This window comes from Aeromonas oralensis (assembly GCF_049665575.1).
GTDB lineage: Bacteria > Pseudomonadota > Gammaproteobacteria > Enterobacterales > Aeromonadaceae > Aeromonas > Aeromonas hydrophila.
In genome coordinates this window covers 2,056,787-2,071,733 of record NZ_CP187186.1, presented here as the reverse complement: position 1 = coordinate 2,071,733, position 14,947 = coordinate 2,056,787, and the positions used below count along the sequence as shown (strand labels likewise).

Below are 14,947 nucleotides of genomic sequence, written 5' to 3'. Positions count from 1 at the left end.
AGGAAATTGATATGTCTGAAGCATTCGTCGGAGAAATCCGCATGTTCGCCGGCAACTACGCGCCTGAAGGTTGGACGCTGTGTGACGGCAAACTGCTGTCGATCAACGACAATCAAGCCCTGTATTCGTTACTGGGCACCCTGTACGGTGGCAACGGCAGCAATACATTCGCAGTGCCGGACTACTCCGGCCGACTCGTTGTGGGGGCAGGGACTGGTCCGGGCCTGACCCCAAGGGTGCTGTCGACAACCACAGGCCTGGCAGAAGTCACCATGCGCCCGGAGAACACGCCGAGCCATACCCATGCCTTCATGGCTAACACCGGCGCCGCCACCTCCGCGGAGCCGTCACCCGCCACTTCGCCCGGAAAAATGACCTTCGGCAAGTTCCCGGGAGCGGGCATCATCACCGGCCTGTACAGCAAGTCGAGCGGTACCTCAGCGACCCACAGCCTGAACTCGGGCTTTCTCGGCACGGCACTGATTCCCCCCAGCATCAATGCGACCCCTCATTCGAATCTGATGGGTTCATTGAGCATCAGCTACATCATTTGCCTGGTCGGCCTGTACCCGACTCGCCCCCAGTAACTTTCATCACTCAATCTGGAACGACCGACCATGGATGCATTTACCGGTGAAATCAGACTGTTCCCCTACAACTTCGCCCCGCAAAACTGGGCCTATTGCGATGGAACGACCCTTCTTGTCCAGCAGAATCCGGCACTCTATTCGGTGATTGGTACCCTGTATGGAGGCACTCCGGGACAGAACTTCAAACTGCCCAATCTCAACGGACGGGTCGCCATGGGTACAGGAGGAACCATAGGCTCCATCCCCGGCACTCAACAGGGCGCCGACAGGATACAGCTGGTGCCCACCAATATCTCGTCTCACAGCCACACGGTATTGGCCAAAGACGGCAGCGAGACAGCAGCGGCCGTGGACACCCCCAGCAACAGCACTTACCTGGCACAACCACGCAATGTGCGTCTGTACAACAACACCACTCCGTCCGCGACTGACCCCAAGCTGGCACCAGGCACGGTGATGCCGAGCGGCAACGCTACGATACCGCCGATCATGCGCAACACCATGCAACCCTTCCTGACGCTGGTTTATTGCATCTGCCTGGATGGCGAGTACCCGATGAGAAACTGATGACACACTTCATCCACCTGCCCCCAACCACAAGCCGAGTGGTCGAACTGCGACAGCAGGACGACCACGACCGGGCTTTTTTGCATGAGCTGTACCTGTCACGCCGCTGGGCCGAGGTCAGCGCAGTGCCCGGCTGGCATGACGATCAACGTCGTGCCTTTCTGGCGTCCCAGGCCGAGCTGCAACGCCAGCACTATGAAAAACACTACCCCAAGGCGGACTTCCTGATCATCGAGCAGGAAGGAATGCCCATCGGACGCCTGTGCGTGAATCGCCAGGCGCACGATGTGCATATCGTCGACATTGCCCTGCTCCCGGCCTGGCACGGCCGGGGCATAGGTACGCAGTTGCTGTACTCATTGCTCGCCGAGGCGGATGCCGATCACCACACCTGCAGTCTGAGCGTCGAACGAGGTAACCCAGCTCGCAGGCTCTATGAACGACTGGGCTTCCAGACCAGTACCGACAGCGGCCTTTATATCCAGATGCAGCGACCCGCCAGGGCTGCTGTCAATCAGCACCTAAATAACCCTTGAACGCATGCAAGAACAGGTGGTTTGACTGGCTGTAACCACGCTGTAACCGTAGGACCTTTATCAACATTTACGTTGGATTCGACCCAAGAACCGGTCGCAAGGCAGGAAGCCCTCATGAAAACACCAGTTGCCACACTCGGTACCAAGGTAAAAGGCCCACTGATTTCACTCATTATATTACTGGTAATGTTGGCACTGCCCACCCAGGCAGTGGCCGCAGCTCCCGTGATCACCAGTCCAGCTTCGGGCAGTACCTTACCTAGCGTGGCGGTAGGTCAGTCCATGAGTATTCCCATCAGCTCGACTGGCGGTGCCCTGCCGCTGGACCAATGGGTTGAGTGCGATGCCAACGACCCGAACTACGATGGCGTGACGCCGTGCCTACCACCCGGCCTGATCCTCGACCCGTCGCCGGGTAGCTCGACCACTACGCTCCACGGCGCACCAACTACAGCCGGCACCTACACATTCAGCATCACCCTGAATGACGGCCTGAATCAGGGCGGTGTCGCAACCTATACCCTGGTGGTCACCAGCTCCGCAGTACCGACCCTCACTTCCGTTGCACCGAACAGCGGCAGCACTGCTGGCGCCACCTCCGTTACTCTCACCGGTACCGACTTTACCGGCGCCACAGCAGTGAGCTTTGGTGGAACAGCCGCCTCCGGTTACATCGTCAACAACGCCACCACCATCACTGCCACCACCCCGGCCCACGCAGCCGGCGCGGTGAACGTGGTGGTCACCACACCGAGCGGCACCGCGACCCTGACCAACGGTTATACCTACACAGTGCCAGCCCCGACCGTCGGGCCGGTCAGCGCCACAGTGGCCGCCAACAGCAGCGCCAACCCGATCACCCTGAGCCTGAGCGGCGGTGCCGCCAGCAGCGTGGCCGTGGCCACTGCAGCCAGCCATGGCACCGCCACCGCCAGCGGCACCAGCATCACCTACACCCCGACCGCCGGTTACTCCGGCAGCGACAGCTTCACCTACACCGCCACCAACGCCAGCGGCACCTCCAGCCCCGCTACGGTGACCATTACTGTCAGCGCGCCTACCTTGACAATCACCCCGACGACACTGCCCGACGGCGTCCAGGGCACGGCCTACAACCAGACCGTCACCGCCACCGGCGGCAGTGCGCCCTACACCTATGCAATCACCGCCGGCAGCCTGCCGGCCGGCCTGAGCCTGAACACCAGCAGTGGCGCCATCAGCGGTACACCGAGCGCCAGCGGTACCAGCAACTTTACCGTCACCGCCACCGACGCCAACAGCGCCACCGGCTCCCAGGCTTACAGCCTGGTGATCAACGGCCTGCCACCGGTGGCCAATGCCGTCAGCGCCACGGTAGCGGCCAACAGCAGCGCCAACCCGATCACCCTGAACATCACCGGCGGCACCGCCAGCAGCGTGGCGGTGGCCACTGCCGCCAGCCATGGCACCGCCACCGCCAGCGGCACCAGCATCACCTACACCCCGACCGCTGGTTACTCCGGCAGCGACAGCTTTACCTACACCGCCACCAACGCCAGCGGCACCTCCAGCCCCGCTACGGTGACCATTACTGTCAGCGCGCCCACCCTGGCAATAACCCCGACGACACTGCCCGACGGCACCCAGGGCACGGCCTACAGCCAGACCGTCACCGCCACCGACGCCAACAGCGCCACCGGCTCTCAGGCTTACAGCCTGGTGATCAACGGCCTGCCACCGGTGGCCAATGCCGTTAGCGCCACGGTAGCGGCCAACAGCAGCGCCAACTCGATAACCCTGAACATCACCGGCGGCGCTGCCAGCAGCGTCGCCGTGGCCAGCGCCGCCAGCCATGGCACTGCCACTGCCAGCGGCACCAGCATCACCTATACCCCGACCGCCGGTTACGCCGGCAGCGACAACTTTACCTACACCGCCACCAACGCCAGCGGCACCTCCAGCCCCGCCACGGTGACCATTACTGTCAGCACGCCCACCCTGGCGATAACCCCGACGACACTGCCCGACGGCACCCAGGGCATGGCCTACAGCCAGACTCTCACCGCCTCCGGCGGCAGTGCGCCCTACACCTATGCGATCACCGCCGGCAGCCTGCCGGCCGGCCTGAGCCTGAACACCAGCAGCGGCGTGATCAGCGGTACGCCGAGCGTCAGCGGCACCTTCAACCTGACCCTCACCGCCACCGACGCCAACAGCGCCAGCGGGTTCCAGGCCTACAGCCTGGTGATCAACGGCCTGCCACCGGTGGCCAATGCCGTCAGCGCCACGATAGCGGCCAACAGCAGCGCCAACCCGATCACCCTGAACATCACCGGCACCGCCACCAGCGTGGCCATTGCCAGCGCCGCCAACCATGGCACTGCCACCGCCAGCGGCACCAGCATCACCTACACCCCAGCCGCCGGTTACGCCGGCAGCGACAGCTTCACCTACACCGCCACCAATGCCAACGGCACCTCCAGCCCCGCCACCGTGACCATTACCGTCAGCGCGCCGAGCATCGTCGTGAGCCCTGGCGCCCTGAGCAACGGCAGCGTCGGCATGGCCTACAGCCAGACCATCACCGCCACCGGCGGCAGCGCGCCATACACCTATGCAATCACCGCTGGCAGCCTGCCGGCCGGCCTGAGTCTGAACACCAGCAGTGGTATGATCAGCGGTACACCGAGCGCCAGCGGCACCTTCAACCTGACCGTCACTGCCACCGACGCCAACAGCGCCAGCGGGTTCCAGGCCTACAGCCTGGTGATCAACGGCCTGGCGCCGGTAGCAGGCGCCGTCAGCGCCACGGTAGCGGCCAACAGCAGCGCCAACTCGATCACCCTGAACATCACCGGCACAGCCACCAGCGTGGCCGTGGCCAGCACCGCCAGCAATGGCATCGCCACCGCCAGCGGTACCAGCATCACCTACACCCCGAGCGCCGGATTCTCCGGCACCGACAGCTTTACCTACACCGCCACCAACGCCAGTGGTACCTCCAGCCCGGCGACGGTGTCCATCACTGTCAGCACACCGAGCATTACCCTAAACCCCGGCACCCTGAGCAACGGCAGCGTCGGCACTGCCTACAGCCAGACCATCACCGCCTCTGGCGGCAGCGCGCCCTACACCTATGCGATCACCGCCGGTGCCCTGCCTGAAGGGCTGAGCCTGAATGCAACCAGCGGCCTCATTAGCGGTACGCCAAGCACAGCCGGTACTACCGAGCTGGCCATCACAGTAACTGATGCCAACGGAGCTACCAGCTTGCAAAACTTCTCGATCACCATATCTGCCATGGAGATCTCCGTACCAGCATCCAGCCAGACCCTGGCGGCGGGGCAATCTGCCACTGTCGACTTGACCCAAGGTGCCACTGGTGGCCCGTTCACCCAAGCAACACTGGGTTCGGTCACCCCAGCTTCCGCCGGGCGAGCAATGATGATGGGGCCATTCTCGATGCGTTTTGTACCGTCAGTCGCCTTCGCCGGGACGGCAATCGTCAGCTTCAGGCTGCGAAACGGTAGCGGAGCCAGCTCAGCAAGCACCATCAGTTTCGTCATTCAGGAACGTCCAGACCCGACCAAAGATGCCGAAGTTATCGGCCTGCTTAACGCTCAGACCCGAACAGCAGAGCGCTTCGCCAGCACTCAGATGGACAACTTCAACCGACGTCTTGAGCAGTTGCATCAAACAAATTGCGACCGCACTTCGTTCAATGCCAGTTTGCGCAAGGATGACCGTGATATGCCTCTCGGCGAGATCGCCAAAGCTATCCAGAGTCAGCAGGGAGAACCCACCTATCAGACACAACTGGAAAAAGACAAGGCCGTAACCTCTGTACAGAATGGTTGCAAACAGGATGCCTTGGCATTCTGGAGCGATGGCTTCGTTAACGTTGGCTCGACCCATGCGCTGGGCGCGCAAGACAATAGCTTCACGACACTGGGCCTGAGCGCTGGTTTTGACTATCGCATATCACCAACCGCGATTGTCGGTATCGGTATCGGTATCGGTAACGACCGCAGTGATATTGGCAAGAACAACACTCGCAGCGATGGGGATGCCATCGGTATTGCCACTTATCTAAGCCTGAGTCAGGTGCCGCAGGTGTATGTCGATGGCCTGCTGGGCTACAACCGCATCAGCTTGGACTCGTACCGCTACATCACCGGCAGTGATGATGAATTTGCCAGTGGCTCACGGGGTGCAGATCAATTCTTCGCATCCCTGACTGCCAGCTATGAATATCGCAATGGGCCTCTGTCACTGGCCCCCTACAGCCGCTTGAATGCCAGCACAACCCTCATGGAGGCTTACCGTGAAAATGGTGGCGGTATTTACGGTCTGTCCTACGAAGGTCACCGCCAAGAGAATTTCACATCTTACCTCGGGGTGCGTACCAGCTATGACCTGATGGCCCCGCTTGGGGTGGTAACACCAAAGATTGGCCTGGCGTGGGGCCATAACTTCAGTCGTAGCAGCGACTACAAGATGCGCTATACCGACCAGGGGGACGAAGGCATCCTCTACAACCTCAAGCCCGATGATCGGGAGAGCGATTTAGCAAGCCTGGATATGGGTCTTGATTTCAACCTGGGACACGCTTGGTTACTAGGAATTTCATACAAAACCAACCTTGGTTCAAATGAACGCAACGACTCTTTCCGTCTGGGTTTAAATGGCAGCTTCTGAACCCAGCTCCAAGAGATAACAACAATGCACAACACTCCGCGCCCCTGCTAAGTGTTGTGCATTTGCTGTGATGACTTAACCGATGTAGTGCTTCGAGTTGTTGAGTTCTTTGGATGACCAAGACAGCCCTCTCTATCAGGTAACGCTCACTGAGTTCTGAAGGCACAGGGGATGAAGTGGCAGACGGAGCCGCAGAAACAGCCTTAGGGGCAGGATTGGCCGCTGAGAGTGTCTGTTGCGGTAGCTGCTGAAGCTCCGGCAGGGAATGTGACTGAGGCTCTGACTGGACAGCCACAGACTTTACCCGAGAGCGAGCGCAGGCAAGCATCTTAGCCGCCTGTTCACGAGCGACCAGCTTGTCCCGAGTACGGAGAGATTTCTTGATGTCTTTGCGGCGACCACAGGGGAGCACTGTCACCTTGCGGTAGTACCAGATACCTTGAGGGCTGAACCAGAGATTCACAGAGAAGACTCCTGATTCATCCACACAAAGTGGATTACCAAGAGGTCTGAAGGGGATAATTAGCTGTAACTTATTGAATTGCAGAAACAAGTGGTGGCCCTACCAGCCACATCCCGGCACTCGAGTTCCCCGCCTTGGCTGCTACCTTCCGGTCCTGACCAGGTCGACGGGTTATCAATGCGAGAGGACCAATAGGACCACCGGCGAGGAGAATAGGCAAACTGGCCTCTCAATGCAACGGCTTTCTGCCCTCGCTCATGCTGTTCGCCTTATTTTTCAACAATCTGGCCAAGGGTTCAGCTAAACAGCATGAATTTGGCACCCACCAGCAGCATCAGCAGGGCGAACGCCTGCTTGAGCCGCTGGGGAGAGAGTCGGTGCGCCAGCTTGGCCCCGACCCGGGCAAACTGGGTACTGGTGAGCACGATGCCGAGCAGCGCCGGCAAGTAGATGAATCCCAGGCTCCACTCTGGCAGGTCTGGATTGTTCCAGCCGGCGTAGAGGTAGCTGAGGCTGCCCGCCAGGGCGATGGGCATGCTGCAGGCGGCGGAGGCCGCCACGGCGTTGCGCATCGGCACGCTGTTCCAGCTCAGATAAGGCACGGTCAGCGAGCCGCCACCGATGCCGAACAAGGCCGACATCCAGCCGATGACGGTGCCGGCGATGCCGGTCCCGAGCGCCCCCGGCAGATGACGCTCCGCCTTGGGCTTGAGGTTGAGCCCCATCTGCAGCGCCATGGTCCAGGCGAAGCAGCCGATGATGATGTTGAGGGTGCTGGCACTGAGCAGGTTGGCGGTCATGCCGCCGAGCCAGGCCCCGACCAGCATGCCGGCACCGAGCCGGCGGATCATCACCCAGTCGACCGCGCCGGCCTCCTGGTGAGCGCGCAGCGAGCTGAAGCCGGTGAAGATCATGGTGGGCAGCGAGGTACCGAGTGCCAGATGGGTAATGATGTCGGGTGCAACGCCCTGGGCGTGAAAGCTCAGCACCAGCACGGGCACTATGATGAGACCGCCGCCGATACCGAACAATCCCGCCAGCATGCCGGCGAACGCCCCCAGCAGCAGATAACCCATAAACAGCATAAAAATTCCTCCCGAGGCGGTGCAACGAACAAAAGCGCGCTGCACATAAAAAAAGAGATGGCCCAAGGGCCATCTCTTTATTGTGCCGGTTAACTCAAGGGAATGGTACCGTCCATCACCTTGTAGAAGGCCAGCACCGCGCAACCGAGCAGGGCCGCCGTCATCCCCTGCTCCAGCCGGTTGAGGCCGCGCAGCCCGTGGTGCTGGCGCGCCTTCCAGTAGATGAAGATGCCGGGGCTGTAGAGCAGCGCCACCAGCAGCAGGTACTCGACCCCGGCGGCATAGACCAACCAGCAGCCGTAGCCGGTGGCCACCAGTGCCAGGAACAGGTCGCGCTTGCGCTGATGGGGCTGACCTGCGTAGGTCTCCCCTTTCAGCGCCAGCTTCAGCCCGTAGGCACCGGAGAAGACGTAGGGCACCAGCGCCGCCGAGGTGGCGATGTTGACCAGCGCCAGATAGGTGCTGCTCTGGAAGTAGATGATGATGAGGAAGGTCTGCACCAGGCAGGTGGAGCACCAGAGCGACACCTGCGGCGAGCCGTTCTTGTTCTCCTTGGCAAACCAGCCGGGGAACACGCCGGTCTTGCCCGCGATGTAAGGCACTTCCGCCGCCAGCACGGTCCAGCTCAGCAGGGCTCCCATCACCGAGATCACCAAACCGATGTTGATGAGCCAGGCGCCCCAGGGGCCGACCACGGCCTCCAGGATCATGGCGGTGGAGGGGTTCTTGAGGGCCGCCAGTTGCGGCTGGTTCATGACCCCCAGCGAGAACAGGGTCACCATGACGTAGAGCGCCAGGGCACCCAGCAGCGCCAGCACGGTGGCGCGGCCCACGTCCTTGCGATGACGGGCACGGGCGGAGACCACCACGGCCCCTTCGATGCCGATGAAGACCCAGAGCGTCACCTTCATGGTGGACTTGACCTGATCCATCACCGAACCCAGTTCAGGGGTGCCCTGACCCCAGATATCCAGGGTGAAGGTCTCCATATTGAAGGCGAGCAGGATGGCCACGCAGAACACGATGAGCGGCACCATCTTGGCGATGGTGGTGACGATGTTCACCAGCGCCGCCACCTGAATGCCGCGCAGCACCAGGGCGTGCACCGACCAGATCAGAATGGACGCCAAGGTGATGGCCACCGGCGTGTTGCCGTCACCGAAGATGACCTTGTCTGGCGTGTCGAAGAAGTAACTCAGCGCACTGAACACCACGATGGCGTAGGAGACGTTGGCCAGCAGCTGACAGAGCCAGTAGCCCCAGGCGGCGTTGAAGCCGATGAAATCGCCGAAACCGGCCTTGGCATAGCTGAAGATGCCGCCATCGAGATCCGGGCGACGCATGGAGAGGTTCTGATACACCAGCGCGAGGCAGATCATGCCGATACCGGTGATGGCCCATCCCAGCGCGACGGCCCCGGCACTGGCATGAGCGGCAATGTTTTGCGGCAGACTGAAGACTCCGGCACCGACCATGGAGCCGATCACCAGCGAGATGAGGGCACCAAGCCCCAGTTTCTTGTCCATCTCAATCCTGTTTAATTAGGCGGCGGCAGAGCGTCCGTATTCATACTGCGCGCAATATGGGAGGGGCTAGAAATCCGTACCCCGTGAAAAAGGCGGCAACTATATTGCATGACTATTCCGACCGCAATCCCTCGTACCGTCAATCATGCACCGTCTTGACCGCGCGCAATTTTACAGCACTGACCCCGAGGGCCTGTGAGCTGGTTCAAATTAAGAAAGACCCGTTGATATTTCACATTTTTCCATGACCTGAGCCCCGTTTTTATGGATCAGACCTGCATGAGAATGCAGCTTGCAGCCGAGGTCGGCAAACCCGGCTGCTGACAAACGTTTCAATAAAAATGCCCCTGCGCCGAGGGCCAGGGGCATCTGCAACAGAGAGCCGATATTCAGAGGCGCAGGCCGCCGTCCAGCTCGATCATCCGCCCCGACAAATAGTCATTGGCGAGAATAAAATGCACCGTCTGGGCCAGCTGCCCCGCCTGCCCGAGGGTCCCCACCGGGATGGCCTGCTGCATGCGGGCCATGGCTTCGGGTTTCATCGCCGCCGTCATGTCGGTGGCAAATACTCCAGGAGCGATGCCCATCACCCGAATGCCGTGGCGAGCCAGCTCCTTCCCCCAGGTGACCACCAACGAGGCCACCCCCGCCTTGCTGGCGGCATAGTTGCTCTGGCCGATGTTGCCGGCGCGGGCGATGGAGGAGATGTTGATGATGACGCCCCCCTCCCCGCCGGTGGCCATCAGCGCCGCCCCCTCGCGCCCGCACAGGAAGGTGCCGGTAAGGTTGACGTCGATGACGCTCTGCCACTGGGCCAGGCTCATCTTCTCCGTCAGCGCCCCCTCCTTCACCTTGATCAGCATGCCGTCGCGCAGAATGCCGGCGCAGTTGATGAGGCCGTGCAGGGCACCGAGCTGCCCCTTGATGGCGGCGAAGGTCGCCTCGACCTCCGGCTCGCTCGCCACGTTGCAGACGAACAAGGTGCACTGGCCGTCACGGCTGCGCACCTCCGCCTCGGTCACCTCCAGATCGGTGCGGTTGACGTCGATGAGCGCAAGTTGCGCCCCCTGCTCCGCCAGACTCAGGGCGATGGCGCGGCCCAGCCCCCTGCCCGCCCCCGTGATGGCGATGACTTTCTGTGTGATATCCATAAATGCTCCTGGTGTGATGGCCGGTGACTGTCGAGTCAAAGACTATCGGGCAAAAAGGTAGATAGCGGCCCTTAACCCGCCTCTGTCTTGTCCAGATAGAGTTCGACGATGCTGGAAAAATCCCGGGCCCCCTGCCCCTTGGTGGCGTGCAGGTTGAAGAGGTTGCGGGCCAGGGCTCCCATGGGCACGGCGCTGTGGGCATGCTCGGCCAGGGCCATGGCGAGCCCCAAATCTTTGACCATCAATCGGGTCATGAAGCCCCCCTGATAGTTGCGCGACGCCGGTACGTTTTCCATCACCCCGGGCCAGGGGTTGTAGCGCTCGAGACTCCAGTTGTTGCCCGAGCTCTTGCCCATGATGGTGGAGAGCACGCTCGGATCCAGCCCTTCCTTGACCCCGAGCGCCAGCGCCTCGGCGGTGCCCGCCATGTGGATGGCGAGCAGCATGTTGTTGCACATCTTGGCGATCTGGCCGGCGCCGAGCGCCCCGGCGTGAAACAGGTTCTGCCCCATGCAGGCGAGCACGGGTTTGGCCGCCTCAAAATCCGCTTGTTCGCCACCGACGATGAAGGTGAGCGTGCCCGCCGCCGCGCCGGCCACGCCCCCCGAGACGGGGGCATCGAGAAAACGGATGCCGCGCGCCTGCGCCGCCGCTCCCACCTGACGGGCCGAGGCCACGTCGATGGTGGAGCAGTCGATGACCAGGGCGCCGAGCGGCAGGGCCGCCAGCAGATCCTGCCCGCCCCGCTCACCGGCACCCTCGCCCAGCCAGAGGCTGCGCACATGCTCCCCCGCCGGCAGCATGCTGATCACCAGCTCGCAGCCGCTCACCGCCTCGCGGGCATCACCGGCGGCGATGCAGCCGGCCTCGATGGCTCGGGTCAGGCTCTCCGCCACCAGATCAAACACCTGCACCGTGTGCCCCGCCCTGGCCAGGTTGGCGGCCATGGGGCCCCCCATGTTGCCAAGCCCGATAAATCCAATCCTTGTCATGGTCTGTTCCTTGTGTGTGATCGCCCGTCAGCAGGGACGCAGGGGGTTGTTCCCCTCGGGCCAACGATAGAAGTCATCCAGCCAAGCCTCGCCCGCCTGCGGGGCCTGCCAGCGGGGTGATTTGTCCTTGTCGATGAGCAGGGCCCGTACCCCTTCCACAAAATCCCCTTTGAGTACACAGTTGACCGAGAGGGCCAACTCGTCGGCAAACACCTCGGCCAGCGACTGGCGCCCTGCCTGCCAGAACTGGCGCCAGAGGATGGCACGGCTGATGGGGCTGCCGCTTTGACAAGTCTCCCGCGCCAGGGCCAGCGCCGGTTCATCCAGCTCGGCGCCCGCGAGGCGTGCCAACACCCCTTGCAGGGAGCGGCCGGCCAACAGCGCATCGATGCAAGCCTGGTGGGGCAAGAGCACGGGGGTCGGCAGCGTCTGGCCAAGGGATCGCTGCAAACCGGCCAGCAGCCCCTCAATCTGCTCGCCAGTATCGGTAGAGTCAGACCAGTCGAGGGCGGCGAGGCGCGCCAGCAATTCGGTCCGCTCGCGGCTCGCCATGGCGTGATCCGCCAGACCCAGGCCGATGGCGTCCGCCCCGTTGAAGCGGGCCCCGGTGAGGCCGAGCCAGAGCCCGAGCAGCCCCGGCATGCGGCTCAAAAACCAGCTGGCCCCCACATCGGGATAGAGGCCTATGGTCACCTCCGGCATGGCGAACAGGCTTTTTTCTGTCACCACTCTAAAACCAGCTCCGGCAAAGAGGCCGATGCCACCGCCCATGCAGATGCCGTCCGCCACGCAGATGAGGGGCTTGCTGTAGCGATGGATGTGGTGATCGAGCCGGTACTCCTGCTCGAAGAAGTCGCGGGCATAGCCAAACAGTGCCGACTCGCTCGCCTCCTGTTTGCGGTAGTAGAAGGAGCGGATGTCGCCACCGGCGCAAAACGCCTTCTCACCGGCCCCCTGCAGCAGCACGCAGACGATGGCCGGATCCTGCTCCCAGCGGGTCAGCGCCGCCTGCAACAACTGGATCATCTCAAGGCTCAGGGCGTTGAGGGAGGCGGGGCTGTCCAGGGTCAGCATGCCGATATGACGACCATCCGCCGTGGGGTGGGTCTCGATACGCACAGGCTCACTCATGGCGAGCCCCCGCAGACAGGGTGCGAGCCCCTGCGACATGGCGGGCCGCCATCATTACCTCATTCATCCTTCACTCCCTCACTCTTTACCGGCTTGGATTGGTCGTAATGCCAGTGCGGAGCCCGCTTCTCGAGGAAGGCGGCCACCCCTTCACGCTGGTTGGCATCATCAAACAGGGTGAGAAACAGGCGGCGCTCGAGCGGCAGTGCCGCGTCCCGATGGCCGCTGCGCCCCTGATTGATGAGGGTCTTGCAGGCGCGCAGCGCGCTCGGGCTCTGGCGCTCCACCAGCTGGGCCATCTGGTGCGCCGCCTCCCAGGCGTGCCCCTCCTTCACCACCTCCTCCACCAGCCCCATCTCGTAGGCCAGGGTGGCGCTCACCTTCTCGCCGCAGAGGATCATCCGCTTGGCCCAGCCCGGCCCCACCAGTTCGGTCAGGCGCTGGGTGCCGCCGGCGCAGGGCAAGAGCCCCACCGAGGCCTCCGGCAGGCCCAGCTTGGCCTGCTGCTCGGCAATGCGGATGTCACAGGCCAGCGCCACCTCGAGGCCCCCCCCCATGGCATAGCCATTGATGGCGGCGATGCTCACCCCGTGAAAGCGGGCCAACGCCTCGAAGGCGCGGCCAAAGGCCTCGGCCACTTCGCGGGCGTGCTCCAGGTTGCCGTCGGCAAACATGTTGAGATCGGCACCGGCACAGAAGAACTTGTCCCCGGCCCCGCGGATCACCAGCGCCACCACGTCAGGGCGGCTGTCGAGCTCCACCATCATCTGCAAGAAGGCCTGCAGGCTGGCGAGGGTCCAGGTGTTGGCGGGAGGATGATCGAGGGTGATATAGGCCACGTGACCGTGATATTCGAGCCTGATCCTTGTCATTGCGTTGTCCTTGTCAAAAAACCTGCCCCATGATGACAGGGTTGAATGGAGCCGACCTGCGGCTGGCTCACAAAGCCTGACGACGAGTCACGCCAACCGCGTCGTCAGGTCGGGCTGCCGGGCACGGCGGCCCCATCTCGCTACTCCAGCGCCAGCCCAGGCTCGGCCAACAGGCGGCGGGCAATGATGAGCCGCATCACTTCATTCGTCCCTTCCAGAATGCGGTGGACCCGGGTATCGCGCAGGTAGCGCTCGAGCGGGTACTCGCGGATATAACCATAGCCGCCAAAAAGTTGCAGGGCATCGTCGCAGACGCGGTGCCCCACGTCGGTGGCAAAACGCTTGGCCATGGCGCACCAGGCGCTCTTGTCTGGCGCCCCCGCATCGAGCCTGGCGGCCGCCTGGCGTACCAGCAGCCGGGCAGCCGCCAGTTCGGTGGCCATGTCGGCTAGGCGGAACTGCACGCTCTGGAATTCGCTGATCGGGTGGCCAAATTGCTGGCGCTGCTGCACATGGGCCAGGGCATCGTCGAGGGCCTGCTGGGCAGTGCCGACCGAGCAGGTAGCGATGTTGATGCGCCCGCCATCGAGCGCCTGCATGGCGAACTTGAACCCTTCCCCCTCCTGCCCCAGCCGGTAACGGGCGGGGATGCGCACGGCGCTGAAGTTCACCTCCCGGGTGGGCTGGCTGTTCCAGCCCATCTTCTCCTCCGCCTTGCCGTAACTCACGCCGGGGGTCTGGGCCGGTACCATGAAGGCGGAGATCCCCTTCGCCCCCTCGCCACCGGTGCGGGCCATCACCACCAGCACGTCGGTGCTGCCGGCGCCCGAGATGAACACCTTGCTGCCGTCGAGAAGGTAATCCTCGCCATCGCGCACGGCGCGGGTCTTGAGGGCCGCGGCATCGGAGCCGGCGCCCGGCTCGGTGAGGCAGTAGGAGCCCAGCTGCTCGCCGCTGGCCAGCCTAGGTACCCACTCCTCGGCCACCTCGGCAGGCAGCCAGCTGCCCAGCATCCAGCTCACCATGTTGTGGATGGTCAGATAAGCCGTGGTGGAGGTACAGCCCATGGCGAGGCGCTCGAAGATGAGGCTGGCATCGAGCCTCGGCAGGCCGAGGCCGCCGTACTGCTCCGGGGTGTAGAGGCCACAAAAGCCGAGCGCCGCCGCCTGCTTGATGGTAGGGATGGGGAACTCATGCTCCTTGTCCCAGCGCGCGGCGTGGGGCTTGAGCGCCTCCTCGGCGAAGGCGCTGGCGGCCTCCACATAGGCCTGCTGATCCGGGGTCAGGTTAAAATCCATCTTGTTCGCTTCCTTGTACTTGTTCGATCCGTTTCTGTCAGTGGGTGCGCCCGGGCAAC

General features: G+C 62.9%; 11 protein-coding genes and 1 other RNA gene. 4 read left to right on the top strand and 8 right to left on the bottom strand.

Annotation, left to right across the window (positions count from 1 at the left end; translation table 11 throughout):
• Positions 1 to 11: 11 nt before the first annotated feature.
• From ACPDZI_RS09785 to ACPDZI_RS09770, 4 genes are all read left to right on the top strand, one after another.
• Positions 12 to 587, top strand: a complete 576-nt coding sequence (locus ACPDZI_RS09785) for a phage tail protein (RefSeq protein ID WP_076360655.1) — start codon at positions 12 to 14, stop codon at positions 585 to 587.
• A 30-nt stretch (positions 588 to 617) separates the two neighbouring features.
• On the top strand, positions 618 to 1,157 hold the full coding sequence (locus ACPDZI_RS09780) for a phage tail protein (RefSeq protein WP_263678668.1): 540 nt from the start codon (positions 618 to 620) through the stop codon (positions 1,155 to 1,157).
• Positions 1,157 to 1,693: a GNAT family N-acetyltransferase gene (locus ACPDZI_RS09775; RefSeq protein ID WP_438834440.1), complete on the top strand. Its 537-nt coding sequence runs from the start codon at positions 1,157 to 1,159 to the stop codon at positions 1,691 to 1,693. The genes ACPDZI_RS09780 and ACPDZI_RS09775 overlap by 1 nt, the downstream gene beginning before the upstream one ends.
• A gap of 114 nt (positions 1,694 to 1,807) precedes the next feature.
• Complete coding sequence (locus ACPDZI_RS09770; RefSeq protein WP_438834439.1) at positions 1,808 to 6,370, top strand: putative Ig domain-containing protein; 4,563 nt, start codon at positions 1,808 to 1,810, stop codon at positions 6,368 to 6,370.
• A 560-nt stretch (positions 6,371 to 6,930) separates the two neighbouring features.
• Here ACPDZI_RS09770 and ffs read toward each other — a convergent pair.
• The 8 genes from ffs to ACPDZI_RS09730 all read right to left on the bottom strand — a co-directional run bounded on the left by ffs (position 6,931) and on the right by ACPDZI_RS09730 (position 14,888).
• Positions 6,931 to 7,027, bottom strand: an RNA gene (ffs, locus tag ACPDZI_RS09765) — signal recognition particle sRNA small type.
• Positions 7,028 to 7,129: 102 nt separating this feature from the next.
• Entirely contained in the window at positions 7,130 to 7,918 is a 789-nt protein-coding gene (locus ACPDZI_RS09760; RefSeq protein ID WP_011705953.1) for a sulfite exporter TauE/SafE family protein, read from the bottom strand.
• 89 nt (positions 7,919 to 8,007) lie between these two features.
• Positions 8,008 to 9,444, bottom strand: coding sequence for an arginine-ornithine antiporter (arcD, locus tag ACPDZI_RS09755; RefSeq protein WP_011705952.1), 1,437 nt, complete (start codon positions 9,442 to 9,444; stop codon positions 8,008 to 8,010).
• Between the two features lie 389 nt (positions 9,445 to 9,833).
• Positions 9,834 to 10,595, bottom strand: coding sequence for an SDR family oxidoreductase (locus tag ACPDZI_RS09750; protein WP_268015090.1), 762 nt, complete (start codon positions 10,593 to 10,595; stop codon positions 9,834 to 9,836).
• A 71-nt stretch (positions 10,596 to 10,666) separates the two neighbouring features.
• Positions 10,667 to 11,587 (bottom strand): 3-hydroxyisobutyrate dehydrogenase, encoded by a 921-nt coding sequence (mmsB, locus tag ACPDZI_RS09745; protein ID WP_438834438.1) that lies wholly within the window; start codon positions 11,585 to 11,587, stop codon positions 10,667 to 10,669.
• 27 nt (positions 11,588 to 11,614) lie between these two features.
• Positions 11,615 to 12,718, bottom strand: a complete 1,104-nt coding sequence (locus ACPDZI_RS09740; RefSeq protein WP_438834437.1) for an enoyl-CoA hydratase/isomerase family protein — start codon at positions 12,716 to 12,718, stop codon at positions 11,615 to 11,617.
• A 59-nt stretch (positions 12,719 to 12,777) separates the two neighbouring features.
• The gene (locus tag ACPDZI_RS09735; RefSeq protein ID WP_076360650.1) at positions 12,778 to 13,590 is read right to left on the bottom strand and encodes an enoyl-CoA hydratase; all 813 of its coding nucleotides are present in this window, start codon (positions 13,588 to 13,590) and stop codon (positions 12,778 to 12,780) included.
• Between the two features lie 140 nt (positions 13,591 to 13,730).
• On the bottom strand, positions 13,731 to 14,888 hold the full coding sequence (locus tag ACPDZI_RS09730) for an acyl-CoA dehydrogenase family protein (RefSeq protein ID WP_438834436.1): 1,158 nt from the start codon (positions 14,886 to 14,888) through the stop codon (positions 13,731 to 13,733).
• Positions 14,889 to 14,947: the final 59 nt, after the last annotated feature.

What these genes read in the sequence shown, in the direction of transcription:
- ACPDZI_RS09780 (WP_263678668.1), top strand. Translation starts at nt 618, where the DNA reads ATGGATGCATTTACCGGTGAAATCAGACTGTTCCCCTACAACTTCGCC.
- ACPDZI_RS09750 (WP_268015090.1), bottom strand. Translation starts at nt 10,595, where the DNA reads ATGGATATCACACAGAAAGTCATCGCCATCACGGGGGCGGGCAGGGGG.
- ACPDZI_RS09785 (WP_076360655.1), top strand. Translation starts at nt 12, where the DNA reads ATGTCTGAAGCATTCGTCGGAGAAATCCGCATGTTCGCCGGCAACTAC.
- ACPDZI_RS09760 (WP_011705953.1), bottom strand. Translation starts at nt 7,918, where the DNA reads ATGCTGTTTATGGGTTATCTGCTGCTGGGGGCGTTCGCCGGCATGCTG.
- ACPDZI_RS09770 (WP_438834439.1), top strand. Translation starts at nt 1,808, where the DNA reads ATGAAAACACCAGTTGCCACACTCGGTACCAAGGTAAAAGGCCCACTG.
- ACPDZI_RS09735 (WP_076360650.1), bottom strand. Translation starts at nt 13,590, where the DNA reads ATGACAAGGATCAGGCTCGAATATCACGGTCACGTGGCCTATATCACC.
- mmsB (WP_438834438.1), bottom strand. Translation starts at nt 11,587, where the DNA reads ATGACAAGGATTGGATTTATCGGGCTTGGCAACATGGGGGGCCCCATG.
- arcD (WP_011705952.1), bottom strand. Translation starts at nt 9,444, where the DNA reads ATGGACAAGAAACTGGGGCTTGGTGCCCTCATCTCGCTGGTGATCGGC.
- ACPDZI_RS09740 (WP_438834437.1), bottom strand. Translation starts at nt 12,718, where the DNA reads ATGAGTGAGCCTGTGCGTATCGAGACCCACCCCACGGCGGATGGTCGT.
- ACPDZI_RS09775 (WP_438834440.1), top strand. Translation starts at nt 1,157, where the DNA reads ATGACACACTTCATCCACCTGCCCCCAACCACAAGCCGAGTGGTCGAA.
- ACPDZI_RS09730 (WP_438834436.1), bottom strand. Translation starts at nt 14,888, where the DNA reads ATGGATTTTAACCTGACCCCGGATCAGCAGGCCTATGTGGAGGCCGCC.